At 71.2% G+C, this 26,259-nt stretch carries 29 protein-coding genes; 17 read left to right on the forward strand and 12 right to left on the reverse strand.

Annotated elements, in window-relative coordinates; translation table 11 throughout:
* Positions 1–207: an acyl-CoA carboxylase subunit epsilon gene (locus ACSEEN_RS02335; RefSeq protein WP_440712201.1), complete on the reverse strand. Its 207-nt coding sequence runs from the start codon at positions 205–207 to the stop codon at positions 1–3.
* Positions 204–1,829, reverse strand: a complete 1,626-nt coding sequence (locus ACSEEN_RS02340) for an acyl-CoA carboxylase subunit beta (protein ID WP_298446651.1) — start codon at positions 1,827–1,829, stop codon at positions 204–206. Before ACSEEN_RS02340 ends, ACSEEN_RS02335 begins: the two co-directional genes overlap by 4 nt.
* A gap of 89 nt (positions 1,830–1,918) precedes the next feature.
* Here ACSEEN_RS02340 and ACSEEN_RS02345 point away from each other — a divergent pair, with 89 nt between their 5' ends.
* On the forward strand, positions 1,919–2,734 hold the full coding sequence (locus tag ACSEEN_RS02345) for a biotin--[acetyl-CoA-carboxylase] ligase (RefSeq protein WP_298446650.1): 816 nt from the start codon (positions 1,919–1,921) through the stop codon (positions 2,732–2,734).
* Positions 2,735–2,737: 3 nt separating this feature from the next.
* Here ACSEEN_RS02345 and ACSEEN_RS02350 read toward each other — a convergent pair whose 3' ends face one another.
* Positions 2,738–3,367, reverse strand: a complete 630-nt coding sequence (locus ACSEEN_RS02350; RefSeq protein ID WP_298446649.1) for a hypothetical protein — start codon at positions 3,365–3,367, stop codon at positions 2,738–2,740.
* A gap of 113 nt (positions 3,368–3,480) precedes the next feature.
* On the opposite strand from ACSEEN_RS02350, the gene ACSEEN_RS02355 reads away from it, so the two are divergent.
* From ACSEEN_RS02355 to ACSEEN_RS02365, 3 genes are read left to right on the forward strand one after another with little or no spacing between them, the layout of a single operon-like run.
* Positions 3,481–4,077 carry a PH domain-containing protein gene (locus ACSEEN_RS02355; RefSeq protein ID WP_440712202.1) on the forward strand — a complete coding sequence of 199 codons (597 nt, stop codon included), beginning with the start codon at positions 3,481–3,483 and terminating at the stop codon, positions 4,075–4,077.
* Complete coding sequence (locus ACSEEN_RS02360; protein WP_247867097.1) at positions 4,074–4,760, forward strand: response regulator transcription factor; 687 nt, start codon at positions 4,074–4,076, stop codon at positions 4,758–4,760. The genes ACSEEN_RS02355 and ACSEEN_RS02360 overlap by 4 nt, the downstream gene beginning before the upstream one ends.
* A 3-nt stretch (positions 4,761–4,763) precedes the next feature.
* Positions 4,764–6,074: a sensor histidine kinase gene (locus tag ACSEEN_RS02365; RefSeq protein WP_298446648.1), complete on the forward strand. Its 1,311-nt coding sequence runs from the start codon at positions 4,764–4,766 to the stop codon at positions 6,072–6,074.
* Here ACSEEN_RS02365 and ACSEEN_RS02370 read toward each other — a convergent pair.
* Positions 6,046–6,606, reverse strand: coding sequence for a GtrA family protein (locus ACSEEN_RS02370; RefSeq protein ID WP_298446647.1), 561 nt, complete (start codon positions 6,604–6,606; stop codon positions 6,046–6,048). The genes ACSEEN_RS02365 and ACSEEN_RS02370 overlap by 29 nt on opposite strands.
* A gap of 173 nt (positions 6,607–6,779) precedes the next feature.
* Here ACSEEN_RS02370 and ACSEEN_RS02375 point away from each other — a divergent pair, with 173 nt between their 5' ends.
* Genes ACSEEN_RS02375 through ACSEEN_RS02385 form a run of 3 tightly spaced genes read left to right on the forward strand, consistent with a single transcriptional unit; the run spans position 6,780 to position 8,985 of the window.
* On the forward strand, positions 6,780–8,003 hold the full coding sequence (locus ACSEEN_RS02375; RefSeq protein WP_440712270.1) for a 5-(carboxyamino)imidazole ribonucleotide synthase: 1,224 nt from the start codon (positions 6,780–6,782) through the stop codon (positions 8,001–8,003).
* A gap of 9 nt (positions 8,004–8,012) precedes the next feature.
* Positions 8,013–8,519, forward strand: coding sequence for a 5-(carboxyamino)imidazole ribonucleotide mutase (gene purE, locus ACSEEN_RS02380; RefSeq protein WP_247867100.1), 507 nt, complete (start codon positions 8,013–8,015; stop codon positions 8,517–8,519).
* 1 nt (position 8,520) lies between these two features.
* Positions 8,521–8,985 (forward strand): mycothiol transferase, encoded by a 465-nt coding sequence (locus tag ACSEEN_RS02385; protein ID WP_440712203.1) that lies wholly within the window; start codon positions 8,521–8,523, stop codon positions 8,983–8,985.
* Here the strand turns inward: ACSEEN_RS02385 and ACSEEN_RS02390 are convergent, their stop codons facing one another.
* On the reverse strand, positions 8,986–9,996 hold the full coding sequence (locus ACSEEN_RS02390) for an NAD(P)H-dependent flavin oxidoreductase (protein ID WP_440712204.1): 1,011 nt from the start codon (positions 9,994–9,996) through the stop codon (positions 8,986–8,988).
* A 318-nt stretch (positions 9,997–10,314) separates the two neighbouring features.
* Between ACSEEN_RS02390 and ACSEEN_RS02395 the strand changes: the two genes are divergently transcribed.
* Positions 10,315–11,889 (forward strand): HNH endonuclease signature motif containing protein, encoded by a 1,575-nt coding sequence (locus ACSEEN_RS02395; protein WP_440712205.1) that lies wholly within the window; start codon positions 10,315–10,317, stop codon positions 11,887–11,889.
* A 182-nt stretch (positions 11,890–12,071) separates the two neighbouring features.
* Here ACSEEN_RS02395 and ACSEEN_RS02400 read toward each other — a convergent pair whose 3' ends face one another.
* From ACSEEN_RS02400 to ACSEEN_RS02410, 3 genes are read right to left on the reverse strand one after another with little or no spacing between them, the layout of a single operon-like run.
* Complete coding sequence (locus ACSEEN_RS02400) at positions 12,072–12,764, reverse strand: GNAT family N-acetyltransferase (RefSeq protein WP_440712206.1); 693 nt, start codon at positions 12,762–12,764, stop codon at positions 12,072–12,074.
* Entirely contained in the window at positions 12,761–13,582 is an 822-nt protein-coding gene (locus tag ACSEEN_RS02405; protein WP_440712207.1) for a dienelactone hydrolase family protein, read from the reverse strand. Before ACSEEN_RS02405 ends, ACSEEN_RS02400 begins: the two co-directional genes overlap by 4 nt.
* Positions 13,579–13,950, reverse strand: coding sequence for a PNPOx family protein (locus ACSEEN_RS02410; protein WP_247867106.1), 372 nt, complete (start codon positions 13,948–13,950; stop codon positions 13,579–13,581). Before ACSEEN_RS02410 ends, ACSEEN_RS02405 begins: the two co-directional genes overlap by 4 nt.
* Positions 13,951–13,988: 38 nt before the next feature.
* Between ACSEEN_RS02410 and ACSEEN_RS02415 the strand changes: the two genes are divergently transcribed.
* A complete protein-coding gene (locus ACSEEN_RS02415) occupies positions 13,989–14,600 on the forward strand; it encodes an ASCH domain-containing protein (protein WP_440712208.1) in 612 nt (203 codons plus the stop codon).
* A gap of 34 nt (positions 14,601–14,634) precedes the next feature.
* On the opposite strand, the gene ACSEEN_RS02420 is transcribed toward ACSEEN_RS02415, so the two are convergent.
* Positions 14,635–15,267 carry a Type 1 glutamine amidotransferase-like domain-containing protein gene (locus ACSEEN_RS02420; protein ID WP_440712209.1) on the reverse strand — a complete coding sequence of 211 codons (633 nt, stop codon included), beginning with the start codon at positions 15,265–15,267 and terminating at the stop codon, positions 14,635–14,637.
* A gap of 50 nt (positions 15,268–15,317) precedes the next feature.
* Here ACSEEN_RS02420 and ACSEEN_RS02425 point away from each other — a divergent pair, with 50 nt between their 5' ends.
* Complete coding sequence (locus ACSEEN_RS02425; protein WP_298445994.1) at positions 15,318–15,908, forward strand: TetR/AcrR family transcriptional regulator; 591 nt, start codon at positions 15,318–15,320, stop codon at positions 15,906–15,908.
* An 89-nt stretch (positions 15,909–15,997) separates the two neighbouring features.
* Positions 15,998–17,161, forward strand: coding sequence for an acyl-CoA dehydrogenase (locus tag ACSEEN_RS02430; protein ID WP_247867110.1), 1,164 nt, complete (start codon positions 15,998–16,000; stop codon positions 17,159–17,161).
* Positions 17,162–17,193: 32 nt separating this feature from the next.
* Here ACSEEN_RS02430 and ACSEEN_RS02435 read toward each other — a convergent pair whose 3' ends face one another.
* Both ACSEEN_RS02435 and ACSEEN_RS02440 read right to left on the reverse strand, forming a co-directional pair.
* Positions 17,194–17,937, reverse strand: coding sequence for a TIGR03089 family protein (locus ACSEEN_RS02435; RefSeq protein WP_440712210.1), 744 nt, complete (start codon positions 17,935–17,937; stop codon positions 17,194–17,196).
* Positions 17,925–19,694, reverse strand: a complete 1,770-nt coding sequence (locus ACSEEN_RS02440) for an LCP family protein (RefSeq protein ID WP_440712211.1) — start codon at positions 19,692–19,694, stop codon at positions 17,925–17,927. Before ACSEEN_RS02440 ends, ACSEEN_RS02435 begins: the two co-directional genes overlap by 13 nt.
* Before the next feature lie 137 nt (positions 19,695–19,831).
* Here ACSEEN_RS02440 and rfbD point away from each other — a divergent pair, with 137 nt between their 5' ends.
* The 3 genes from rfbD to manB are packed head-to-tail and all read left to right on the forward strand — an operon-like array spanning position 19,832 to position 22,795.
* Positions 19,832–20,725, forward strand: coding sequence for a dTDP-4-dehydrorhamnose reductase (gene rfbD / locus ACSEEN_RS02445; protein WP_440712212.1), 894 nt, complete (start codon positions 19,832–19,834; stop codon positions 20,723–20,725).
* A 22-nt stretch (positions 20,726–20,747) separates the two neighbouring features.
* Positions 20,748–21,686: a glycosyltransferase family 2 protein gene (locus tag ACSEEN_RS02450; protein ID WP_440712213.1), complete on the forward strand. Its 939-nt coding sequence runs from the start codon at positions 20,748–20,750 to the stop codon at positions 21,684–21,686.
* 5 nt (positions 21,687–21,691) lie between these two features.
* Entirely contained in the window at positions 21,692–22,795 is a 1,104-nt protein-coding gene (gene manB, locus ACSEEN_RS02455) for a mannose-1-phosphate guanylyltransferase (protein WP_247867114.1), read from the forward strand.
* Positions 22,796–22,865: 70 nt separating this feature from the next.
* On the opposite strand, the gene ACSEEN_RS02460 is transcribed toward manB, so the two are convergent.
* Positions 22,866–23,498 carry an O-methyltransferase gene (locus tag ACSEEN_RS02460; protein ID WP_440712214.1) on the reverse strand — a complete coding sequence of 211 codons (633 nt, stop codon included), beginning with the start codon at positions 23,496–23,498 and terminating at the stop codon, positions 22,866–22,868.
* Between the two features lie 201 nt (positions 23,499–23,699).
* Between ACSEEN_RS02460 and sigE the strand changes: the two genes are divergently transcribed.
* From sigE to ACSEEN_RS02475, 3 genes are all read left to right on the forward strand, one after another.
* The gene (gene sigE / locus ACSEEN_RS02465; protein ID WP_247867116.1) at positions 23,700–24,317 is read left to right on the forward strand and encodes an RNA polymerase sigma factor SigE; all 618 of its coding nucleotides are present in this window, start codon (positions 23,700–23,702) and stop codon (positions 24,315–24,317) included.
* Positions 24,318–24,405: 88 nt separating this feature from the next.
* A complete protein-coding gene (locus ACSEEN_RS02470) occupies positions 24,406–24,756 on the forward strand; it encodes a zf-HC2 domain-containing protein (protein WP_440712215.1) in 351 nt (116 codons plus the stop codon).
* 3 nt (positions 24,757–24,759) lie between these two features.
* Positions 24,760–26,256, forward strand: a complete 1,497-nt coding sequence (locus ACSEEN_RS02475; protein ID WP_440712216.1) for a S1C family serine protease — start codon at positions 24,760–24,762, stop codon at positions 26,254–26,256.
* Positions 26,257–26,259: the final 3 nt, after the last annotated feature.

Raw genomic sequence — 26,259 nt, forward strand, 5'->3', positions numbered from 1 at the left:
TCAACCGTGGATGTAGCTGGTCGGCATACCCCACGCCGGGCGGTGCAGATCCGTCGGCCGTCCCCAGCGGTTGATCGGGCCGGCCGCCGCCGGGCCCCCACCGGACGACGCCGCGGCCGACAGGACGGTCACCAGCGCGGCCAGCTCCTCGTCGGTCGGGGCACCCTTGACGACGGTCAGGAAGGGCTGCTCCTCGTCGGCGCTCACAGCGGGATGTTCCCGTGCTTCTTGGGCGGCAACTGCACGAATTTACGTTCGAGCAGGCGCAGCGCGGTGGCGATCTGGCCGCGGGTATGGCTCGGCGGGATCACCGCGTCGACGTAGCCGCGCTCGGCGGCGACGTACGGGTTGACCAGGGTGTCCTCGTACTCCTGCTGGAGTTCCAGGCGCAGCGCGTCGACGTCCTCGCCGTTCGCCTCCGCCTCCTTGAGGCGGCCGCGGTAGACGAAGCCCACCGCGCCGGAGGCGCCCATCACGGCGATCTGCGCGGTCGGCCAGGCCAGGTTCACGTCGGCACCCATGTGCTTGGAGCCCATCACGTCGTAGGCGCCGCCATAGGCCTTGCGGGTGATGACGGTGATCTTGCCGACGGTGGCCTCGCCGTAGGCGTACAGCAGCTTGGCGCCGCGGCGGATGATGCCGTTGTACTCCTGGTCGGTGCCGGGCAGGAAGCCGGGGACGTCGACCAGCGTGATGATCGGGATGTTGAAGGCGTCGCAGGTGCGGACGAAGCGGGCGGCCTTCTCGGAGGCGTCGATGTCCAGGCAGCCGGCGAACTGGGTGGGCTGGTTGGCGACGATACCGACGCTGCGGCCGTCGACCCGGCCGAAGCCGACGATGATGTTCATCGCGCGCTCGGCCTGGACCTCGCAGAACTCGTCGTCGTCCAGGAGACGGCGGATCACCTCGTGCATGTCGTACGGCTGATTCGGCGAATCCGGGATCAGCGTGTCGAGCTCGAGGTCCTCCTCGGTGACGTTGTCCTCGATGGAGCCGTACTGGGCCGGGGCGGGCAGGCGCGGCGCCTCGGCGCGGTTGTTGCTCGGCAGGTAGCTGAGGAGTTCCTTGACGTACTCGAGGGCGTCTTCCTCATCGGTGGCGACATAGTGCGCGACACCCGACTTGGTCATGTGGGTGTGGGCGCCGCCCAGATCCTCCATCGTCACGTCCTCGCCGGTGACCGTCTTGATCACGTCGGGCCCGGTGACGAACATCTGGCTGGTCTTGTCGACCATCACGGTGAAGTCGGTGAGCGCGGGGGAGTAGACGTGGCCGCCGGCCGCGGCACCCATGATCAGCGAGATCTGCGGGATCACGCCGGACGCCTTGACGTTGCGGTGGAAGATCTCGGCGTACAGGCCGAGGGAGACCACGCCTTCCTGGATGCGGGCGCCGGCGCCTTCGTTGATGCCGACCAGCGGGCGGCCGGTCTTGATGGCCAGATCCATCACCTTGCAGATCTTCTCGCCGTAGACCTCACCGAGGCTGCCGCCGAACACGGTCGCGTCCTGGCTGAACACGCAGACCTCGCGGCCGTCGACCGTGCCGTAGCCGACCACCACACCGTCGCCGAGCGGGCGCTTCTCGGCGAGGCCGAAGTTGGTGCTGCGGTGCCGCGCGAGGGCGTCGAGTTCGACGAACGAGCCCTCGTCCAGCAGGTGGGTGATGCGCTCGCGCGCGGTCAGCTTGCCCTTGGCGTGGACCCGCTCGACGGCGGCCTCACCCACCGGATGCTCGGCATCGGCGAGTCGGTTGCGCAGATCGGCCAGTTTGCCGGCCGTCGTGTGGATGTCGGGGGCGGCGTCATCGTCGCGGCGAGCAGTCGTCATGGACACCCATGCTAACGACGTCGCCGCGGCCGTCGGCAACCGACACGGGTACCGGCGGGTAGGGCGGCGGCGTTACTAGGGTGGATGTCGTGACCGTTCCGCCGCTGCCCGACATCGCCACCCTGACCGGATCTCTGGCCGGTACGCGCTGGCACGACGTCCACGTGATCGCCGAGACCGGCTCCACCAACGCCGATCTGGTGGCCCGCGCCGGTGAACCGGGGATCGCCGGCACCGTCCTGATCGCCGGGCACCAGCGCACCGGCCGCGGACGGCATACCCGCGTGTGGCAGACCCCGCCCGGCCAGCTCGCCGTCTCCGCGGCGGTCCCGGTCACCGCGGGCGATGCCGCAGCGGTCGGCTGGCTGAGCCTGCTGACCGGCCTGGCCGTGCGCGCCGCGGTCGGTGAGATCACCGGAATCCGTCCGGACCTCAAGTGGCCGAACGACGTCCTCGTCCCGTCCGGGGTACCCGGGGAGGGCAAGAAGCTGTCCGGAATCCTGTGCGAGTTCGCGCCGTCCGGGCATCCGGACGGCGGCGGCATCGCGGTGATCGGCACCGGCCTGAACCTCGACCTGACCGCGGCGCGGCCGCCGATCGAGACGGCGGCCTGCCTGCGGAGCCTCACCGGTGACGTCCCCGACCCGACCGCCGTGGCGATCGCCTATCTGCGGGCGCTCTCGGATCTGCTCGCGCGCTGGCCGTCGGACCTGACCGCGCTGGCCGCCGACTACCGGGCGGCTTCGGCGACCCTCGGCAAGCGGGTGCGGCTGGTGCTGCCCGGCGACCGGGAGGTGATCGGCCGCGCGATCGACGTCGACGACGAGGGCCGCATCGTGGTGGAGGGACCGGCGGGACCGGTGAGCGCGTCGGCCGGCGACGTCACCCATCTGCGTCCGGCCTGACGGCTACCGGGCGGGCGATGCGGTCCGGCGGCTGCGGTCGCCCATCGTCGGGATCAGGGACAGGATCGGCAGACCGATGCAGACCTGCAGGATGCCGGTCACCAGACCGCTCCAGATGTCGCTCTGGGTGGCGAGCGGCACCACGAACGCGGCGACGATCAGCAGGCCGACGATCCACCGGTAGAAGCTGTTCGGGGTCGGGGTGACCAGGGTCAGGACGAACCAGAGCGCGCCGCCGAGCAGGGCCGCGACGAAGCCGACGATCGCGTACCAGTACTCGCCGCCCGGATCGAGGGGACTCCACCAGCCGAAATGCCCGGTGGCGTTCACCCCGCGGGCGATGAGGCCGATGATCCACGCGACCAGCCAGCCGGCCAGGCCGGTGACGACGCCGGTCATGAACACGCCGCCGGAGTACAGCAGCGGGTCGATGTCCGGTCCCTGCCGGGACGGTTTCGCCGGGGCGCCGGACTGCGGGTAGCCGGACTGGCTGTACCCGGTCTGGGGATAGCCCTGCGGGTCGTAGGCGGGCTGACTCTGCGTGTAGCGGGGGTCGGTGTATCCGGAGTCCTGGCTGTACGCCCGCGTCTGCGGCGGGCGGCGTCGCGGATCCTGCGGATCGGAGTAGGTCATCACGTCCCCTGCATCTCTGGTCGGTGTCTCGGCGTTTGCGCGCCGGTGTCCTGGCCGCCCAGTGTACTGGCGTCTCAGGCGTCTTTTACCCGGTGATGACTACGCTGGCATCCATGGCATATCCGCGGGAGAACCTCGCGCCCGGCGAGACCGTGCTGGTCTACCGGCATCCGCACTGGAAGAGCCTGGTGGCGCCGGTGCTCTTGTTCTGGCTGCTCACCGCGGTCGCCGGACTGCTGCTCGGGCTGCTGTGGAACTCAGCCGGCCCGGGTCCCGCGCGCACGTGGGCCACCGTCGCGATCGGCGTGGTGTGGGGGCTGGGCGCCTTCTGGTGGCTCGCCCGGCCGCTCGCCGCCTGGGCCACCACCCACTTCGTGGTGACCGATCGCCGGGTGATCTACCGCAACGGCATCCTCACCCGCTCCGGGATCGACATCCCGATCGGCCGCATCAACACCGTCGAGTTCTCGCACGGACTGCTCGACCGGATCCTGCGCACCGGGTCGCTGCAGATCCAGTCCGCGTCCGATGATCCGCTGACCTTCGTCGCGATCCCGCGGGTCGAGTCGGTGCACGCGCTGCTGTACGAGCGGCTGCTGGACCACGTCGACGACGAGGACTGGGATCGCCGCAGTGATTGGGATCGCCGCGGTGACTGGGATCGCCGCGGTGATGGGGACCGGCGTGACGGCGATCGGAGCCGGCGATGACGCCCGGCCGCGCGGTCCTGCTGGCCGAGGACGATCCGGCGATCGCCGAACCGCTGGCCCGCGCCCTGATCCGCGAGGGCAACGACTGCACCGTCGCCGCGACCGGACCGGAGGCCCTCGACGCCGCGCTGTCCGGTGCGTATTCGCTGGTGATCCTCGACCTCGGGCTGCCCGGGATGGACGGGCTGGAGGTGTGCCGCCGCATCCGTGACGAGCGTCCGCAGCTCGCGGTGCTGATGCTGACCGCCCGCACCGACGAGGTGGATTTCGTGGTCGGCCTCGATGCCGGCGCCGACGATTACGTCGGCAAACCCTTCCGGCTCGCCGAGCTGCTGGCGCGGGTGCGCGCTCTGCTGCGGCGCAGCATCGGCGACGACGAGGTGGTGCTCGACAGCGGTGACATCCAGCTCGACGTCCGCGCGCGCCGCGTCGTCGTCGACGGCGCCGAACTGACCTTCGCCAACCGCGAGTTCGACCTGCTGCGCTTCCTGATGGAGACCCCCGGCCAGGTCCGCACGCGCGACGAGATCATGACCGAGGTGTGGGGCTCGACCGATCTGCGGTCGTCGAAGACCCTCGACATGCACATCTCGTGGGTCCGCCGGAAACTCGGTGACGACCAGCCCAGCCGCCCGAAGCACATCGCCACGGTGCGCGGCGTCGGCTTCCGGTTCGACCCGTAGCCCATGCGCCAGCGCATTCTCCGGACGATGATCGTCTCGCTGCTCGCGATGGCGGTGCTGCTCGGCGTGCCACTGACCATCGTGACCTGGTCGTGGATCTCCACCACCGCGCACGAGGATCTCTCCAATCGGCTCAAGACGATGTACGAGGACGTGCTGGCCGAGGAGGCGGCGGGCGCCATCACCGGGCCGGAAGAGGTGCACCTGGACGACTTCCGGCTGCTGGTCCCGCGCACCGGCACCCTCACGCTGCACGGCCCGACGGGCACGCAGGAGCTGGGCGAGCCGCTGCCCGCCGACCGGTTGTCCGAGTCGGTCACCCTGGGTTCCGGCTACACCCTCACCCTGTCGATCCCGGCCAGCGACGTGCGCCCGAGTCAGTGGCTGGCGGTGACCGTGCTGGTGGTGGTGATCGCCGCGTCGGTGGGTGGCGGGGCGCTGGTGGCCACCGTCACCGCGCGCCGGCTGACCGAACCGCTGACCCGGGTGGCCGGGCGCGCCGCCGCGATGGCGCGCGGCGATCTCTCCACGGCCTGGCCGCGCTACGGGATCGACGAACTCGACCGCGTCTCCGAGGCGCTCTCCGAGGCGAACGCCGAGATCACCCGACGGCTCGAACGCGAGGGACAGATCATCGGCGACGTCTCCCACCAGCTGCGCAGCCGGCTGACCGCGATCGGCCTGCGGCTCGACGAACTGACCCTGCACCCCGATCCGGACGTCGTCACCGAGGCGCAGGCGGGAGTGGCGCAGGTGGAACGGCTGGCCTCCGAACTCGACGAGCTGGTGTCGGCGTCGCGGGCGGAGAGCGGCGTGCGGACCGAGATCGACGTCGTCGCCGTGGTGACGGCCCTGGCCGACGACTACGAAGCGCAGTTCGAGGCGGCCGGCCGCGTGCTCGTCACCCGGATCGAGGAGCAGCCGAGACCGGTTTCCGGGCGCCCGGGACGGCTCCGCGAGGCGCTGAGCGCCCTGCTCGACAACGCGCTGCGGCACGGCGGCGGCGTGGTGACCGTGCGCGTCGACGATCTCGGCTCGGCCGACGTCGTCCGCATCACGGTGAGCGATGCGGGACGCGGGGTGGCCGATGCGATCGCCCCGGACATCTTCCGGCGCGGTTTCTCCGGTGGGACCAGCACGGGGGTGGGCTTGTCGCTGGCGCGGGCGCTGGTGGAGGCCGACGGCGGCCGCCTCGATCTGGCGTCGCGGCGGCCCGCGGTGTTCTCCGTCGTCGTCCCGGTCCGGGCGGGTGCGCCGTCAGACGACGAGGCGGGCGGGGACGCCGTCAGGCGTGACCGAGTTCCTCATCGATGAGTTCCTCCGGCGTCGGCTCGGCGTCGGCGGACCCGCCGTGACCGCCGGGCCCCTGCTCCTCCGGGAACGCGAAACGGCGCAGCGCCCAGAACCGGAACGCCATCTGGGCGATGTTGCCGATGATGAAGGCCAGCAGGAAGTCGACGATCGCGAGTTCCACACCGCTCATGTTGTGGCGCATGTCGAACACGTTGTTGGCCAGCCAGAGCGGCGCGGCCGCGATGAGCACGCCGATCCCGCTGATCACGAAGAACAGCAGCGCCTCGTGGTGCCGCGCCCGGCCGCCGCGGTTCTTGAACGCCCATTCGCTGTTCAGGATGTAGCTGGCGATGGTGGCGACCACGCCGGAGATGATCTTGGCGATGGTCGGCTTGGCGTCGAGCACGGTGAACGCGAGCGCGTAGTAGATCACCAGGTCGACGACGAAGGTGGAGCCGCCGACGATCGCGAACTTGATGAGCTCGCTGTGCTTGATCACCAACCGATGCAGGGGCCCGGGGAGCTGGGAGACGAGCCCGTCGATGGATGGCACAAGTTCTGAGTGTACGTAATCAGACGCAGGGGGCCGGAATCGCGACGCGCGGATGTGAGGGAATCGCCGGTCGGACATCTCGGGCGATGCCGGGCGCGGGCACGGTTCATGTCAGGATTGAGCCCGTGATCTCGCGTCCCGACCCCGCCCGCCCCGGACCGTCCACCGGGGGCATGCCGACCGTGACCATGATCGGCGGCGGACAGCTCGCCCGGATGACCCATCAGGCCGCGATCGCGCTCGGCCAGTGCCTGCGTGTGCTCGCCGGTTCACCCGGTGAACCGGCCGCGGCGGTCAGCGCCGATGTGGTCCTCGGCTCGCACGACTCGTTCGACGACCTGCTGCGCGCCGCCGAAGGCGCCGTCGCTCTCACCTTCGACCACGAGGGCGTGCCGCTGGCGCACCTGGAGGCGCTGGAGGAGCGGGGGGTGGCCGTCCGGCCGCCGTCGGCGGCGCTGCGGTACGCGCAGGACAAGCTCGAGATGCGCCGCCGGCTGGCGGCGCTCGGCCTGCCGGTGCCCGACTTCGCCGACCTGTCCGGCGACCCGGAGCAGGCCCGCGCGGCCCTGCTCGCGTTCGGCGCCGCGCACGACTGGCAGATCGTCCTCAAAGCCGTCCGCGGCGGGTACGACGGCCGCGGCGTCTGGCTGATCGACGGTGACGAGGCCGCCGCGCTGGAGGTCTTCGACGGCGCCCGCGGCGGCGACACGGTGCTGATGGCCGAGCAGAAGGTCTCGATGGCCCGTGAACTGTCGGCCATGGTGGCGCGCAGCCCGTACGGGCAGGGCGCGGCGTGGCCGGTGGTGGAGACCATCCAGCGGCACGGTCAGTGCGCCGTCGTGCTGGCACCCGCGCCGGACCTGGATCCCGAGACAGCCGCCCGGGCGCAGCGGATGGCGCTGGAACTGGCCGCCGAGCTGGGGGTCGTGGGGAACATGGCGATGGAGCTGTTCGAGACCACCGGCGGTGAGCTGGTGGTCAACGAACTGGCGATGCGCCCGCACAACAGCGGTCACTGGACCATGGACGGCTGTGTGACCTCGCAGTTCGAACAGCACCTGCGCGCGGTCCTCGACTATCCGCTCGGCGACACCTCGGCGACCGCGGAGACGGTGGTGATGGCGAACATCCTGGGTGCCGCGCAGGCCCCCGAGATGAGCATGGACGAGCGGCTGCATCACCTGATGGCCCGGTTGCCGGAGGCCAAGGTGCACCTGTACGGCAAGTCCGAGCGGCCCGACCGCAAGGTGGGCCACGTCAACATCGTGTCGCGGCCCGGGCAGTCCCGCGACGACGTGCGTGAGCGGGCCGAGCGGGCCGCCCACTGGATGAGCCACGGCGTGTGGACCGACGGCTGGGATCACCGCGCCGACGACCGTCCCGGCCACGACGCTTAAGGAGAACAGATGACCCCCGCACCGCGTGTCGGCCTGATCATGGGCAGCGACTCGGACTGGCCGGTGATGACACTGGCCGCCGAGGCGCTGGCCGAGTTCGGCGTGCCCTTCGAGGTGGGCGTGGTGTCCGCGCACCGCACCCCGCAGCGGATGATCGACTACGCCCGCGGTGCCGCCGACCGCGGCGTGCAGGTGATCATCGCCGGTGCGGGCGGCGCCGCCCACCTGCCGGGCATGGTCGCCGCGGCGACCCCGCTGCCGGTGATCGGTGTCCCGGTGCCGCTGAAGTATCTCGACGGCATGGACTCGCTGCTGTCGATCGTCCAGATGCCGGCCGGTGTTCCGGTGGCGACGGTCTCGATCGGCGGCGCCCGGAACGCGGGTCTGCTCGCGGTCCGGATCCTCGGCGCCTCCGACGAGCGCCTGCGCGCCGCGATGGCCGAGTTCCAGGCCGACCTGGAGGCGCTGGTCCTGGAGAAGGACGAGAAACTGCGCCGCAGCCTCCTCGAGGACTGAGATGGCCGGGCCGCTCGAGGACGCGTGCCGCACCGTCGCCGAGGAGACCTTCGGCGCGATCGCCGCGGCGCTCGACGACTGCGACGACGAGACGGTGAACGCCACCCCGCTGCCGGGCACGGTGAACTCGGTGTTCGCGCTGGTGACGCACCTCGACGGCGTGATCGCCGACTGGGGCGGGAATCTGGTGGCCGGTGAACATCTTCCGCGGGACCGCGCGGCCGAGTTCACCGCGACCGGCACTGTCGCGCAGGCGCGCGCTCTGCTCGACCGGATGCGTGACCGGCTGCCGCGCTACCTGGACCTCGCGCTGACCGAGGGGATCGCGAACCCGCGGGGCATCTCGTCGACCCGCGCGGACGCCGCGTCGTCGACCCCGGAGTTCGTGGTAATCCACCTGCTGCGCGAGCTGACCCAGCACACCGGGCACGTGCAGATCTGCCGGGACCTGGTCGCCCGGCGCTGATCAGCGCGGGTCGAGGGCGGCGACGACGTCGGCGGCACCGGTCTCCCGAGCGCCGCGCCAACCGGTGCCTGCCCACAGGTTGATCACCTGCGGGTCGTGGGCGGCGGCCTTGCGCAGCGGACCGGTGAGGGTGTTGATCTGCGGGTAGACGGGGGGAGCGGCCTCGGTGAAGTCGCGAATGAAGTCGTTGACCAGGCCCCGCGCGAGGCGGCCCGAATAGGCCCGGGTGGTGGCCGTCTCGGTGAACCGCGGGTCGGTGAGGGCGTCCCGGTGGGCTTGCCGGGTACCGGCCTCCGGGGTGCGCAGGAATGCCGTGCCGGCCTGGGCGGCGATCGCCCCGGCGTCGAGCATCGCGGCGACGTCGTCGCGGCCGCCGACCCCGCCCGTACCGATCACCGGCACGCCGAGCCCGGTGACCTGGCCGATCAGGTCGAGCACGCCGCTCTCGCGGTCCTCGTTGCTGATGTGGAAGGTGCCGCGATGCCCGCCCGCCTCCACCCCCTGGGCGCAGAGCGCGGTGGCCCCGGCGGCGACCGCGATCTCCGCTTCGAGCGGCCCGGTGACGGTCGCGATCGTCGCGACAGCGCGCTCGGTGAAGGCGGCGAAGACGGCGGGCTCGGGCACTCCGAAGGTGAATGAGACGGCGGCGACCCCCTCGTCGAGCAGTACGCCGATCTTGGCGTCGAACCGGTCGTCGCTGTAGTCGACGTGCTCGGGCAGCTCGGCGCCGTACCGGGCGGCGAGCGGCAGCAGGGCCTCGCGGTAGGCGTCGAACGCCGCGGCGTCGAACGGAATCTCCTCGGGGACGAAGAGATTGACCCCGAACGGCGCGTCGGTGCGGTCGCGCACCGCGGCGATCTGCTCGCGCAGCTGGTCCGGGGAGAGATAGGCGCCGGCCAGGATCCCGAAACCGCCGGCGGCGCTGACCGCGGCGGTCAGCGCGGGAGTGGACGGTCCGCCGGCCATCGGCGCTCCGACGATCGGGACGGACAGGGCGGTCAGGTCGAGCATGGGTCTCCCTCGTCGGCGGATACGCGGCGTCGTCTTACTGCTTACTCTTCGCGTGGTGGGGCCGCGCAGCGGGCCCGGCCGGGTTGTCGTGAGCGCGGGTGCGTCGGACCCGGAGCGGACCGTGTGATGCCCCGTGACACCACAGGCGGCTGAGACCCGCCATCACAGCCGGGTACGCCGGTCACCACAGCCGGCTGAGCCCCGCCGAGACCCTACCCGAAAACTAGTTCGACAAATCTATTGCACACACAACATAGTGTGAGATATCCTGAGAACAGGACGCTAAACGATTCCTGACCAGCGGAAAAGGGGAGCGCCATGAACGGCGACGATGGCTCGTTCAACGCCGCGGGCCTCCTTGCCGGGCTCTCGCCGGCGGCCCTGGTCGCGGTGATCGGCGCCGCCGAGGAACAACTCGCTGATGCGCCGTTGGCCGCGCTGTCCGAGGATGGGCTCCTGGCTCTGCTGGATTCGCGGGAGCAGGCCCGCCGTACGGGCGTGGCCGTCGATGCCGCGTTGTATGTGGAGATCTCCGATCGCGGTGCCTACTCGCGGGCCGGATACAACACGATGCACCAGCTGTACACCGGCGCCCTGCGCCTGGGCGACGGTGAATCCAAACGGCGGCGGGTCGCCGCCGCGTCGATCGGCCGATTCACCGAAATGACCGGCGAACGCCGCGAACCCGCCCTCCCGTGCACCGCAGAGGCCGTAGCCGAGGGTGCGATCGGTGAAGCGCATGTCGTGGTGATCGAAGAAGTCATGGACCGGATTCCACGTGCGGTGGACCCGGCTGCGCGGGACAACGCCGAGGAACTCCTCGCCGGGGCCGCGCGCACCCTGAACCCGGCCGGTCTGATGGTCGTCGGCAACCGGATCCTCGCCCACCTCGACCCCGACGGCACTCTGGCCGACGACAAGGAACGCCAGCGGCAGCGCAAATTCCGTCTATCTCCGCAGGACCGGCAGTTGATGTCGGCCATCCAAGCCCGCATGACCCCGCAACTGCGGGCACAGTTCGAGGTCATGTTCAGCCTGTGGGCCGCCCCCGGGATGAACAATCCCGGTGATCCCGACTCGCCCTTTGGGTCCGCCGATCAACCCGGGCTCGATCCGGCGGTTCTGGCCGCCGCGGCTGAGCGCGATGACCGGCTGCTCGGGCAGCGTCAGCACGACGCCCTCGAAGCCATGCTCGACTGGGTCAACGCTCAAGCCTCGCACGCCCGGCCGGAGAGTCTGCGGAATCAGGTCGTGGTGACCGTCACCGATGAGGACCTTGCCCGCGGCGCTGGCGTCGCCTGGACCACGACCGGGACCCGCATGCCCGTTTCTGATCTGGTGAAGATGGCCGCGGACTGCGTGCCGTGGCTGGCGGTGTTCTCCAACGCCACCGGGCAGCCGTTGTATCTGGGCCGCGCCCACCGCCTCGCGTCACGCGCGCAGCGGCTCGCGCTGTTCGCCCGCGATCGTGGGTGCACGGCGCCGGGCTGCACCCGGCCGTTCTCGCAGTGTGAGATGGACCATACGCCGGAGTGGCAGGACGGTGGGACCACCGACGTCGACCGTCTCGGCGGGGCCTGCGGACGACACAACCGCCGCCACGGCAAGAATTCCGGCCAGTGGGAGACGATCGTCTTCACCGACGGCCCGAACAAGGGACGCGTCGGGTGGCGGCCGGTCGGAAGTGGCGGGCCGTGGATCGTCAACCCGCTCTTCCACCCGGACAAGCTGCGGACCGGCCCCGACGTCCCGGAGGCTGAACGGACGCCGCCGCCGGTGGTGAATCATCGCCTCGGCGACACCCCATGCTGGTCGAGCGAAGTCGAGAGCACCTCACCGCCCGGCACCGACTCCGGCGTCGAAGCTCTTCTCGAACAGCACCTGGCAGCCTGATCACCACGTGGTGGTCAGGCCACCGGTGCGTGTACCAGGGCCCATGACTGCGACCAGAGCCTTGACGCTGGATGAATCGCCCATTCAGAATACTTGCCGCAAAACGTGCGTACTGGAGTCCTATCGGTCCCGGCCCGGCGGCGGTGCGCTGACTGGAGGACCGGCTGTCTCCCTCAGGAGCGTCAGCTCGGAACCCGCACGATCTCCAGGGGCACGGTGGCGCGGTGGACGAAGCCCATCGACTCGTACAGGGCCCGCGCCGGGTTGTCGGCGGTGGTGTGCAGGAACGGGAGGTCGCCGCGGGCGACGATCCCGTCGGCGACCGCGGCGATGAGCCGCCGGGCCAGGCCGCGGCCGCGCGCGTCGGGGTGGGTGCAGACCGCGCTGATCTCGGTCCAGCCGTCGGGTTTGGCGCGTTCTCCGGCCATCGCGAGCAGCCGGCCGGTGCCGGGGTCGCGGTAGCCGAGGTAGTCGCCGAGTTCGATGGTGCGCGGCAGGAACGGCCCGGGCCGGGTGAGGTCGACCAGGGCGGTCATCTCGGGGACGTCGCCGCCGGTCAGCGCCACGAACTCCGGATCGGCCGCCGGTTCCACCGCCTCACCGGTGTAGAGCACCAGCTCGAAGGTCTCCAGCGCGTCCCAGCCGGTCGGGAGCGGGGTGGACCGGCCGCGCAGGCCGACGGTGCCGCCCGGGCCGGCGAGCGTGGCGAGGTCGGCGTAGTCGTCGCCGGTCAGCTCGCGCGGATGCGCGTAGAAGACGGACACGTCGCGCCGGTAGGCGATCGCGCTGCCGTGCGCCCGCGCGAACCGGGCGTGGCGTCCGCGCAGCGCGCACCCGAACGGGTCGTCGAGTACCGCGGCATCGAGGGTGGTCATCCGGCGACGCCCAGCTTGGTGGCGAAGAAGTCGATCACCTGATCCAGGGTGTCGCGGGTCGGCTGCCCGGGCTCGTCGATCAGGTGCTCGGTGAGGACCGAGTGCGGCGGGATCAGTGCCTCCGGGTTGGCCGCCGAATCGGGCAGTTCGACGCCGAGGAAGGCGTCGCCGAGCTGCTCGCGGAGGAAGTCGAAGCGGGTGCCTGGCACCATCAGGTCGCCCTCGAAGCGCGCGCCGAGCACCTGCAGTCCGTTCGCGCACCGCACCTTCACCGTTGCCAGGTCGTCGGGGGAGATGTCGATGGTCCGGCGGCGGCCCGGTGTCATCCCGAACGGCAGGGAGGGTTGGGAGAGCACGGGGGCGAGCATTCGGTCGTCGACGGCCATGGCGAGGGCGAAACCACCGGTCACGCACATGCCGACCGCGCCGACGCCGGGTCCGCCACACTCCTCGTGTGCCTTGGCGGCCAGGGCGCGCAGCCAGCCGACGACCGGGGAGGTCTTGCCGGTCGCGAAGATGGTGAACTCGCGGGAGACGCAGACCTTCCCGAGCGTCCGGGCCATCGTCATGCCGACGCGCGGCAGGTCGGTGGGGCCGGACGGGGACGGCGACGCACCGTCGGTGCCGAACAGCGAGGGCAGGTAGACGGTGAGTCCGGCGGTGGCGACCCGGCGCGCGAACTCGATCACCTTCGGGGTGATGCCCGGGACCTCGGCGATCACGATGACCGCCGGCCCGGTGCCGTGGCGGTAGTAGCGGTGGGTGATGCCGTCGTGGGTGAATTCATCGGCGGCGAAGTCGTCGAGGAGTGCGGTCACGACACGATCCTTCCGTAGAGCACACCCTCGAACGGGCGGCCGGCGTACTTGGCGAATCCGGCGACGTCGGGCGAGTCCGGCGGCAGAATCCGGACACCGGCGATGCGGAGGCGCCGGCCGCGGCGGATCATCGTGAACTCGCCGGCGGCGAGGACGTTGCGTACCCAGTCGGAGTCGGCGCCGTAGACGAGGGGAATGGAGATGCGGCCGTGCTCGGTCCACGCGAGCACCGGCGTGGAGTAGACGGTGCCGGACGTGCGGCCGACGTGCCGCACCACGGCCCACGGCGCGAGCCGCGGCGCCCACGCGCTCTGAATCGGGTTGGTGACGTACTTGTTCATCCGGGCGACGGCGCGGGGGACTCTCACCCCTCCATAGTGGCCCATCGGCGTTCTACGATCATCAGGTGCTCATCTCCAAGGCGATCGCCGAGCAGATCCGGGCCGGGACGGTCACCGCGCAATACCGGCGCTGGGACGTGCCGCGGGTGAAGGTGGGCGGCACCCAGCTGACCCCGGCCGGGGTGGTGCGGTTCACCCGGGTCGCCCGGGTGAACGACCTCGATCGGCTGACCGACCGGGCCGCCCGCGCCGCGGGGATGAAGAACGCGGACGCCCTGCGCAAGGCGCTGGCGCCCAGACCGAACCGCGCGCCCTCGGAGCGGGGTTCGCGCGGCGGCGAGCACATCTACCGGATCAATCTGGAATGGGCGGGCGAGGACCCCCGGCTGGCACTCCGCGAGGAGTTGCCCGACGAGGCGGCGTGCGCGGAGATCGCCCGCCGCACCGCGGTGCTGGATCGTCGTCTCGGTGACCGCTGGACCCGCGAAACCCTGGAATGGATCGAGGCCAATCCCCGGGTGGTGTCCAAGCGGCTGGCCGAGCTGCGCGGCGTGGAGCTGGCTCCGATGAAGACCGACATCCGCAAGCTCAAGGCCCTGGGCCTGACCATCAGCCACGACGTCGGCTACGAACTGTCCCCGCGCGGCGCGGCCTATCTCTCCTGGCTGCGGCGGTGACCGCGGCGGCCGGAGTGATCTGCGCCCGGACCCCTCAGCGAGACTCGACGATGTCGATCGCGTCGTCTGAGACCACGAGGGCCTGGTCGTCGTGAAGAAGCGTCAGCTGCAGGCGCGGGGAATACACCCGCGACACCTCGGCGATCAGTTCCGGCGGGAAGAGTTCGATCCGGCCGTCCGCGCGCGGCACGATCGAGGTGCCGACCAGCCCGAGCCCGCGGTGGTCGGTCAGTCCGGGGGCCAAGGACGGGTCGTCCATCAGCGACGCGGGTTCGGCGCTGGCCCCGGCGATCACCGCGCCCGCCGACAGCCCGATGTACGGCAGGCCGTCGCGCACCTTCTCGACCAGCACCTCGTCCAGACCGCGCGCACGCAGGTTGCCGAGCAGTACGAAGGTCTCGCCGCCGCACACGTAGAGCGCGTCGAGTCCGTCCAGCACATCGGCGAACTCGGCGGCGGTCGGGACATCGCGCGCGGTGATCGTCGTCGGCCGGTAGCCGAAGTCGATCAGGCGGTAGCGGTCGATATTGACGAACTCCGCGTCCTCGTAGGGGAGCGCCGCGTCGTTCAGATAGCCGAGGCGAGTCTGCTCCGCGGTCTTCCCGGTGGTGCGGGCCAGGAATCCCGGTAGCGCGCCCGCGCCCCACGACAGCAGCAAGAGGTTCACGGGTCGAGGCTATCGGTGGAGACGCCGGGGCGTGCGACATACTGGCACCCATGGCAGCGACCGATCAGGCATCCGGCGAAGCGGTCGATCTGCGCCGCCGGGTGGCGGCCGAATCGATTCGGCTCTTCGCCGAGCACGGCTACGACGCGACCACCGTCGACGACGTCGCGGCGGCCGCCGGAACGTCCCGGCGCACCCTGTTCCGGCAGTTCGGCTCCAAGGAGGGGCTGATCTTCGCCGACCACGACGCGTTGCTCGAACAGGTGGCCGCGCACCTGGCCGCGGCCGGCCGGGAGGACCGGGATCCGTGGGCCGCGGTCGCCGAGGGGGCGGAACTGGTCTTCACCCATTTCGCCGCGGACCGCGAGTTCGCCGCGCGGCGCTACGCCGTCGTCTCCCGGGTGGCGCCGCTGCGTGATCGGGAACTGGTGATGTCGTCGCGCTATCAGCGGCTGTTCGAGGACTTCCTCTCCCGCGAGCTGCCCGAGGTGGCGCGGACCCGGATCGTCGCCTACGCCGCCGCGGTGACCGGGGTGCACAATTACCTGCTGCGCCGGATGAGCCGCGGCGACGAGACGGCCACCGCCGAGGCGCTCGCCGCCGAGTTGCGGCGGCTGGCGGACACCATCGGCCACGACTGAGTCTCCCGCGGCGCGGTTGACCTACCGCCGCGTCCGTGGTGCACTAGGGACAGCCCAGACGTGGCACTCAGTGCCAAGAGGAGATGACAATGGCTTACGGCAACCCCGACTTCGACCTGTTCCAGCTGCCCGAGGAGCACCAGGCGCTGCGCGAGGCGATCCGCGATCTGTCCGAGAAGGCGATCGCCCCGCACGCCAAGGACGTCGACGAGAAGGCCCGCTTCCCCGAGGAGGCCCGCGAGGCCCTCGTCGCCAGCGGCTTCAACGCCATCCACGTGCCGGAGCAGTTCGACGGCCAGGGCGGCGACTCGGTGGCCGCGTGCATCGTGATCGAGGAGGTCGCCCGCGTCGACGTCTCGGCGTCGCTGATCCCGGCCGTCAACAAGCTCGGCACCATGGGCCTGATCCTGTCCGGTTCCGACGAGCTCAAGGCGAAGGTGCTGCCGTCGATCGCGTCGGGTGAGGCGATGGCGTCGTACGCGCTGTCCGAGCGCGAGGCCGGTTCCGACGCCGCGTCGATGAAGACCCGCGCCCGCAAGGACGGCGACACCTGGGTGATCAACGGCTCCAAGTGCTGGATCACCAACGGCGGCAAGTCCACCTGGTACACCGTCATGGCCGTGACCGACCCGGAGAAGGGCGCCAACGGCATCTCGGCGTTCATGGTCCACAAGGACGACCCGGGCTTCACCGTCGGCCCGCTGGAGCACAAGCTCGGCATCAAGGGCAGCCCCACCGCCGAGCTGTACTTCGAGAACTGCACCATCCCGGAGGACCGCATCATCGGCGACGAGGGCACCGGCTTCAAGACCGCGCTGGCCACCCTCGACCACACCCGCCCGACCATCGGCGCGCAGGCCGTCGGTGTCGCGCAGGGCGCCCTCGACCAGGCGATCGCCTACGTCAAGGACCGCAAGCAGTTCGGCAAGACCATCAGCCAGTTCCAGGGCGTCGAGTTCATGATCGCCGACATGGCGATGAAGGTGGAGGCCGCGCGCCTGATGGTCTACACCGCCGCCGCGCGTGCCGAGCGCGGCGAGAAGAACCTGGGCTTCATCAGCTCGGCGTCCAAGTGCCTCGCGTCGGATGTCGCCATGGAGGTCACCACCGATGCCGTGCAGCTGTTCGGCGGTGCCGGCTACACCACCGACTTCCCGGTCGAGCGCATGATGCGCGACGCCAAGATCACCCAGATCTACGAGGGCACCAACCAGATCCAGCGCCTGGTGATGGCGCGGCAGCTTCTGCGCTGACGCCCAGCCGCACGACGACGACAAGGCCGGTCTCACCCCAGGGTGAGGCCGGTCTTCTCCGTCTCGGCGATCGCCGGAAGATCAAGTCCCGCAACGGGATCGGCCCACACCAGGGCCGCTCCGGCCAGCAGCGGGGCCAGCAGATGATCGACGACGCCGTCGTCGGTGCGCCACGGACGGGTGGAGAGCACCCGCATTCCGGCCGTGATGCCCGCCGTCTCGGCGGCCGCGGCGGCGCGGGCGAGGACGTCGGCCACACCGAGTTCACCGAGCGCCAGCGGGCCGGCGCCGGAGGGGGAGAAGCGGTCGCCGTGCGGGCGCACCGTATCGCCGAAGTCGCCGGCGAAGGCGGGGAGGCCGGGTACCCGGCCGCCGAACGGGTCCAGCGGCACCGCGATCAGCTCCTCGGCATCGCGATGATCGTCCAGCCGGTCGGCGGTGGTGAACACGACGCGCGCGTCGCCGGTGTCGCCCGGCAGTGCCACCCGCAGCCCGGCCCACCAGGCGCCGAGCAGCGTGGCGGCGCTCTGCCAATGCTCGGGCAGGTCCACGGCCACCGTGTCGCCGGGCAGCAGGCCGGCCTCGTCGCGCAGATAGTTCGCGATCTTGGCCGACCAGTTCTCCAGCGTCGCCCCGGACAGCCCGACGCGCTGAGCTGGGACGTCGGGGCCCGCTCCCGGCGCCCCGGTGCCGTAGTAGGTGAGCAGCGGGCGGGCGCGGTCGGTGACGGCCTCGAACACGGCCCCGGTGACGGTCGACGGCATCAGTTCACGCACACCGGGCCGTTGGTGTCGGCCTTGATGGCCGGGGTGGCCTTCACCTCGCCGTCGGAGGCGCCGGACGTCTGGTCGTTGGCGTTGTCGCCCTGCGGTCCGGTGTTCCAGATGGCCCCGGTACCGGTGTAGGTGTTGGTCAGGACCGCGCGCAGCCGGTCGTCCGGGAGCGAGGTGTCCTTCCGGATCTCGATGTCCCCGCCGAGGTCCTTCACCAGCTGCTTGGCGCCGTCACCGTCGGGGTCCTTGGCGAAGACGATCGAGTTGAACTCGTTCATCGGCTTGCTCGACGTCGCGCCCTCGCGGTAGCCCTTGGCGGTGAGCAGACCCGAGACGTTCGCGGCGAGGCCGTCGACGGTGCCCGCGTTGACCACGTCCACCTGGTAGGCGCCGCGCCCGGTCTTCACGGTCGACGCCTTGCCGAGCTGGCGGTCGACGAAGGTCTGGACCTGCTTCGGATCCACCTCGACCACGCTCTGCGTGCCGTCGTCGCTCCAGCCGTGCTCGCTGACCACCGGGATGGTGGTGAACTTGACGTTGCCGCCGGTCAGGTCCTTCATCTGCTCGGCGAGCTTCACCACGTCCCAGCCGTCGTCGATCACGACCGACCGGGACACGGCGTGCTCCAGCTCGGTCAGCTTGCCGGGGTTGGTGAGCGTCTTGGTGGACAGGATCTTCTGCGCGAGCGAGGCCATGTACACCTGCTGGCGGGTGATGCGATCCAGGTCGCCGCGCGGCAGGTCGTGCCGCTGGCGCACGAAGCTCAGCGCCTTCGGCCCGTTCAGGGTCTGCCGTCCGGCCTTGAAATGAGCGCCGGAGAGCGGCTCGTTCACGGCGTTCTTCAGGCAGACGTCGACGCCGCCGACCGCGTCGGTCAGCAGCGCGAAGCCGAGCAGGCCGACCTCGGCGTAGTGGTCGACCGTGACGCCGGTGAGGCCGGCGACCGACTCGATGAGGGCCTTGCGGCCGGCCTTGGTGCCGTCGGCCTCCGCCTTGGCCTCGGCGGTGCCGCTCTCCACCTCGGTGCGCCGCACCTGCTCGCGGGTGGCGCCGTACGCGGCGTTGATCTTGCTCATGCCGAGGCCTGGGACGTCGACGTACGAGTCACGCGGGATGGAGATGGCCGTCGCACCGGAGCCGTCGTTGGGGATCCGGATCAGGAGGATCGTGTCGGTGGAGGTGGTGATGTCGTCGCCGACGCGCAGCCACTTGAGTTCGTCCGGCGAGAGCGGGTTGCCCTTGGCGTCGACGCGCGAGTCGGTGCCGACCAGCAGGATGTCGACGGCGCCGTCGCTGCCGCCGCCCAGGCCCAGGCCGCCCAGCAGGGTGACCGCCGAGTTGAGGCTCGCGATCCGGTTCCAGGCGACGCCGGTGACGATCAGGACGACGGCGGTGATCAGTGCAATGAGTCCGCGACCGATCGGCAGCGCCGCGCCCGGGCGGCCGCCGGTCAGGCGGGCGAGGAAGGTGCGTGGTCCGCGCGGCGGTCCACCGCGGCCGGCCGCGGGCCGCGGGGTGGGCCGGGCCGGGCGGCGGGCGGGCGCCGGACGGCCCGCGTTCTCGCGTGTGCCCGCCGTGCGTTCGGGCCGGCCCCGTTCGGCGGAGGTGCGGCGGCGGGTGTGGATCTCGGCCGACGTGTTCGTCTTGCGTTTGGTGGTTCCGGTGCCGCGGGTCGAGGTCGGCGTGGTCCGCGGCCGGGGTGCGGCGCGTCCGGCGCGGGCACCCTCGGCCCGGGCGCGGCCTTCGCGTCGTTCTTCCACCGCGCCTCGGTTCCTTCCGTTGGTGTGGCTGATGTGACAAGTGTGGTGTTCAGGGTACTGGTTTCGGACCGCCGTGCCCGGAACGCAACGCCGGGGTGTCCGGGTCCGCCGAGTCCGGGTGCGGCAGCATGGGAGCCATGTCACAGCGCACCGTCCACCTGATCGGCGCCTCCGGGCAGCTCGGCACGGCTCTGCGCGCGACCGCCCCGGCCGGGGCCGTCGTGCAGCCGTACACCTCCGACGATATCGATCTGATCCGCCGCCTCTCGGTCCGCGACGCGCTGGCCGGTCTGCGTTCCGGCGACGTCGTCGTGAACGCGGCCGCCTACACCGCCGTCGACGACGCCGAGACCGACTGGGACCTGGCCTTCCGGGTGAACGCGCACGGTCCGGCTCTGCTGGCTGAGGCGACCGCCGCCGCGGGGGCCCGGCTGGTGCACCTGTCCACCGACTACGTGTTCAGCGCGCCGCCGGGGTGGACCGTGCCCCTGGAACCCGGTGATCTGGACCCGGAGGCCGAGCCGGAGTCGATCTACGGCGCGAGCAAGCTGGCGGGGGAGCGGGCGGCGCGGGCCGCCGATCCGTCGTCGACGGTGGTCCGCACCGCCTGGGTGTACACCGGCGGACCGGACTCGCCCGACTTCGTCGGCACCATGCGCCGCCTCGAAGCCGGGCGTCCGGAGATCTCGGTGGTCGACGACCAGCGCGGCTCGCCGACCTATGTGAGCGATCTCGCGCGCGGCCTGTGGGAGCTGGTCGGGCATGTCGGGGCCCCCGGTGACATCACCGCCGGCGCGGATCTGCACGCCGCGGGCGCGGGCGAGGCCACCTGGTTTCAGCTCGCGCAGGCCGTTTTCGCAGGTCTCGGCGCCGATCCGGGCCGTGTGCTCCCGTGCACCACGGATCAATTCCCGCGTCCGGCGCCGCGTCCGGCGTTCTCCGTCCTCTCCGGACGGTCGTGGGCTCAGGCCGGTCTGACGCCGCTGCGCGACTGGCGCGAGGCCCTCACCGAGGCCCTCGAAAGCCGGTGAGAGCGGGCCGATGTCCTACTCTATGGCGGTGACTTCTGGACCCGACGCCGCCGGACGCGGCGACGCCGAGCCCGTCGCCGTGGTGACCGTGACGTATTCGTCCGGGGAGTATCTGCACAGCTTCCTGCGCACGCTGGGCGCCGCCACGACGCGCCCGGTGCAGGTGGTGATCGCCGACAACGGCAGCACCGACGGTGCGCCCGAGGAGGCCGCGGCGCAGCGGCCCGAGGTGACCCTGGTGCACACCGGCGGCAATCTCGGCTACGGCGGCGGCATGAACCGTGGCATCGCGGAGATCGCCCCGGAGGTGGAGTTCGTGGTGATCGCGAATCCGGACGTCGAATGGACGCCCGGATCGCTGGACGAGTTGCTCGACGCGGCGCGCCGCTGGCCCCGCGCCGGAGCCCTCGGCCCGCTGATCACCGAGCCCGACGGCACCGTCTACCCGTCGGCCCGGCGGGTCCCGGACCTGGTGTCCGGGTCCGGTCACGCGATCCTGGGCACGATCTGGCCGGGCAACCCCTGGACGGTCGCCTACCGCAACGAGAACGACGACGTCACCGAGCGGCCGGTCGGCTGGCTGTCCGGCTCGTGCCTGCTGGTGCGCCGGGCCGCGTTCGACTCGATCGGCGGCTTCGACTCGCGCTACTTCATGTTCATGGAGGACGTCGACCTCGGTGACCGGCTGGCCAAGGCCGGCTGGCTCAACGTCTTCGTCCCCTCGGCGCGGGTGATGCACGCCAAGAGCCACTCGGTGTCCAAGCACCCCGAGCGGATGCTCACCGCGCACCACGACAGTGCGTACCGATTCCAGGCCGACCGCCATCCCGGTGCCCGCTGGGCACCGGTGCGCTGGGCACTGCGCGGCGGCCTCGCCGCGCGCCGTCGCATCGCCGTCGCCTCCGCTCTCCGAGAACTGCGTGCCGCCGAGCAGCAGTCGACCGCCGCAAGAGAAGGGTGAGCGCTGTGGCTCCCGAATCCCAGAATCCCAGGTCCCAGAATCCCGATGTGCAGGCCCTGATCCTGGTGGGCGGCAAGGGAACCCGGCTGCGGCCGCTGACCCTGTCGGCGCCCAAGCCGATGCTGCCGACGGCCGGGGTGCCGTTCCTGACCCACCTGATCGCGCGTATCCGCGAGGCCGGGGTCACCGACATCGTGCTGGGCACGTCGTACCAGGCGGAGGTGTTCTCCGAGTACTACGGCGACGGTGCCGACCTCGGGGTACGGCTGACGTACGTCACCGAGAAGGAGGCGCTCGGCACCGGCGGCGGCATCCGCAACGTGTACGACTCGCTGACCGCCGACACCGTCCTGGTGTTCAACGGCGACGTCCTCGGCGGCACCGACATCCGCGAGGTGCTCGACACCCATCGCACCTCCGGGGCCGAGGTCACGCTGCACCTGGTGCAGGTCGGCGACCCGCGGGCCTTCGGCTGCGTGCCGACCGACGGCGACGGGCGCGTCACCGCGTTCCTGGAGAAGACGCAGGACCCGCCCACCAACCAGATCAACGCCGGCACCTACGTGTTCCGCCGCTCGGTGATCGGCGAGATCCCCACCGGCCGGCCGGTGTCGGTGGAGCGCGAGGTGTTCCCGCGGCTGCTCGCCGAGGGCCGCCACATCCAGGGCCACGTCGACGGCGCCTACTGGCGCGACATGGGCACCCCGGAGGACTTCGTCCGCGGCTCGGCCGATCTGGTGCGCGGCATCGCGCCGTCGCCGGTGCTCGACGGCGAGCGCGGGGAATCGCTGGTCAAGGAGGGGGCGCACGTCGCCGCCGATGCCGTTCTGGTCGGTGGCACGGTGGTCGGCGCCGATGCGCAGATCGGTCCGGGTGCGCGGCTCGACGGCGCGGTGATCTTCGACGGCGCCATCATCGAGGCGGGCGCGGCGATCGAGCGCAGCATCGTCGGTTTCGGTGCCCGCGTGGGCCGCGGCGCCCTGATCCGCGACACGGTGATCGGCGACCAGGCCCACATCGGCAACCGTTGCGAGCTGCTGCGCGGCGCGCGCGTGTGGCCCGGCGTGCAGATCCCGGAGGCCGGAATCCGCTTCTCGACCGACGTGTAGATCCTCGCCGGCAGGGCTTGTCGAACCCGCCGGCCGCTGTCCACCTCGCCGGCTGAGCTTGTCGAAGCCCCTACCGCGCCTTCGCGGCGACCAGCAGGCCGGTGTCCACCGGGACGACCGCGGGCAGCAGGCGGTCGTCGTCGGCGATCAGCTGCGCGGCCTCGCGGACCGCGAGCGTCCGCGGATCGGTCACGTCGCGGTCGGCGATGGTGCCCCCGGCCGACGCATCGGTCAGCACCAGCACGCCGCCGGGCCGCAGGATCCGGATGCCCTCGGCGACGAACGCCGGATAGCCGAGCAGCGGGCCGTCGACGAAGACGACGTCGTACGACTCGTCGGCGAGCCGGGTGAGCACGTCCGACGGGGCACCGGTGATGAGCCGGGTGCGGCCGGGCGCGATCCCGGCATCGGCGAACGCCTGGCGGGCGGCGCGGTGGTGCTCGGGTTCGGGGTCGATGGTGGTCAGCACCCCGCTGACCGGCATCCCGGCCAGCAGCCACAGACCGCTCACACCCACCCCGGTGCCGATCTCGGCGACGTGCTGGGCGCCGGCGACGCGGGTGAGCACCGAGAGCAGCGCACCGGCCGCGGGACTGATCGTCGTCGCGCCGAGTTCGGCGGCCCGCGCCCGCGCGGCACGGAGCGCCTCGTCTTCCAGGATCGCCGAGTCCGCGTAGGCGGCCAATGCGGAGGTGTCACTCATGCTCACGAGGGTGCCAGACCGTGGTCCGGCCGGTGCGGGTGGCACGCCGCGAGGGGCCGATCGGCATCCTCAGCAAACACTTAGGCGAGTAACAGCACTGGCACACGCCGGTGGGAGAGGCTGAACCGCAAGCAGCCCGGAATACCGGCGCCGGTCACGGCGTTTCACCGGGCGAGGTCAGGGAAGGAGCCGTGCAGAGCGGTGAAGCAGGTTCGACACAGCGGGCAGGGGTCTTCGCCGTTCGCCGGTACCGCCGGATTCGACGAGACGGGCGACGCCGCGCTGATGCCGTCGTGGGAGGACCTGGTCGCCGAGCACGCCGACCGCGTCTACCGGCTCGCGTACCGGCTGTGCGGTAATCAGCACGACGCCGAGGATCTGACCCAGGAGACGTTCATCCGGGTGTTCCGCTCGCTGCACAACTATCAGCCGGGCACCTTCGAGGGCTGGCTGCACCGCATCACGACCAATCTCTTCCTGGACATGGTGCGGCGCCGCAACAAGATCCGGATGGAGACGCTGGAGACCGGCTACGAGCGCATCAGTGCCGACACGCCCGACCCGCAGCAGGCGTACGCCGATGCGAGCCTGGACCCGGATCTGCAGCAGGCGCTCGACGCGCTGGCGCCCGAGTTCCGCGCCGCCGTGGTGCTCTGTGACATCGAGGGTCTGTCGTACGAGGAGATCGCCGCGACCATGGGCGTCAAGAAGGGGACGGTACGCAGCCGGATCCATCGTGGACGCCAGGGAATCCGGGAGTTCCTGCTCGCGCGCGGTCACACCGGCAGTCGTTCGGTGGCCGTCGGCAGCGATGCCTGAGCGCACCGCCCGCAACGTTCCGATAAGCTGGGGTCGACTTCGCCGCGTCCGCGGCGGGAGCTGTTCCGAGCGACGAGGGGAGCCGTGCGTGGGTGACGAGCGTTCCTCGCGGCCCCGGCGCTGGGCGCCGGTGGGTGCCACGTTCGCGCCCAACCCCGAATACCGTGCCGGTCGTGCGTTCGGTTCCACCGATCACCTCGCCGCCGACGCCGTCGTCGCGTACGTCGACGGCGTGCTGAGCGCGTCCGCCCAGGGGCGGGCCGAACGGCATCTCGCACTGTGCACACAGTGCGCCGCCGAGGTCGCCGCGCAGGCCGGTGCCCGGTCGGTCCTGAGAGCCAGTCGCGACGTGTCCGCGCCGATGGATCTGATCGGCCAGCTCAGCAAGATCCCGACCCGCGAGATCGATGTGCGGGACCTCGACCGCCGGAGCCGCTGACACGTGACCGATACCCCCGACTGGTCGGACCGCGACCAGAATCGGCCCCCGGCCGATCGCGCGACCGACCCGGTGACCGCTGTGCCGTCACGTGTGACCCGTCCGCCGGTGCCGGAGCAGGTCGCCGCCGTGTTCGGTCGTCCGCCCGGCGTCGAGGACTCGTTCGGCAACCGGTCGTCGACGCCCGTACCGCAGCCGCAGATCGCCCCGCCGGACCCGGTGCTCGCCGAAGCCTTCGGCCGGCCGGCCGGCGCCGCCGACACCCTGCAGCGCGACCCCTACGCCACCTACGGCGCACCGGAGGGTGAGGCCGAACCGGAGGATCCGTGGCGCGATCCGGCGAGCGCCGCGCGGCTCGACGGGCCGGCGCTGCGCGCATCGACCGGCGAACCGGTCCTCACCGCCGGTCCCAAGCTGGGCGTGCGGGATCTGCTGTTCGGCGACCGTGTGCACTGGTGGGCGCTGGTCTCCCTGGCGCTCGTCGCGGTGCTGATCGGTCTCGGTGGCGGCCTGCTCGGCCGCTGGACCGCCGAGGTGATCCCGCCGCGCAACACCAATGCGGTGGAGCTGCACGTCGACCACAGCAAGGCCGATTCCGGTGACGTCGCCCAGGTGGCCAAGGCGTTCGCCCCCGCCGTCGTGATGATCGAGGTCCGCACCGCGGGCGGCGGTGGTACCGGCTCCGGGTTCGTGGTCGACAAGCTCGGCTACATCGTCACCAACAACCACGTGATCAGCCAGGCCGCCAACGACAAGGAGGCCAAGCTGGAGGTGGTCTTCGACGACCACAGCCGGGTGCCGGCCCGCATCGTCGGCCGCGACATCCGCACCGACATCGCGGTGCTCAAGGTCGACAACGTCGAGAACATCACGGTCGCCAAGCTCGGCGACTCGTCGAAGCTGGAGATCGGGCAGCCGGTGATCGCGTTCGGCGCGCCCCTCGGGCTCGACCGCACCGTCACCACCGGCATCGTCAGCGCCGTCGACCGGGCCGTGCCGCTGCGGCCGGACGCCGACTCCGACACCGACGCGGTGATCAACGCCATTCAGACCGACGCGGCGATCAACCCCGGCAACTCCGGTGGACCGCTGGTGGACGGTAAGGGCCGCGTGGTCGGCGTCAACACCGCCGCGGCGGTGACCGGCGGCGGCTCCATCGGCCTGGGCTTCGCGATCCCGATCAACGAAGCGATCCCGGTGGTCGACACGCTGATCAAGGACGGCAAGATCCACCATCCGCAGATCGGTGTCAGCGCCGCCACGGTCCGCAACGACCAGGTGTTCGGCGCCCAGGTCAAGAGTATCGCCGACGGCAGCCCCGCTGCCCGCGCCGGGCTCAAGGAGGGCGACGTGATCACCAAGTGGAACGGCAAGCCGATCGAGGGTGCCGACGAATTGACGGTCGCCGTCCGGAAGTCGAAGATCGGTGGCGAGGTGAAGTTCACCTACTGGCGCGACGGCCGCACCTTCGACGGCACCATCACGCCGGCGAGCGACTAGAGG

It is taken from the genome of Gordonia marina, assembly GCF_052036135.1.
Lineage (GTDB): Bacteria > Actinomycetota > Actinomycetes > Mycobacteriales > Mycobacteriaceae > Gordonia.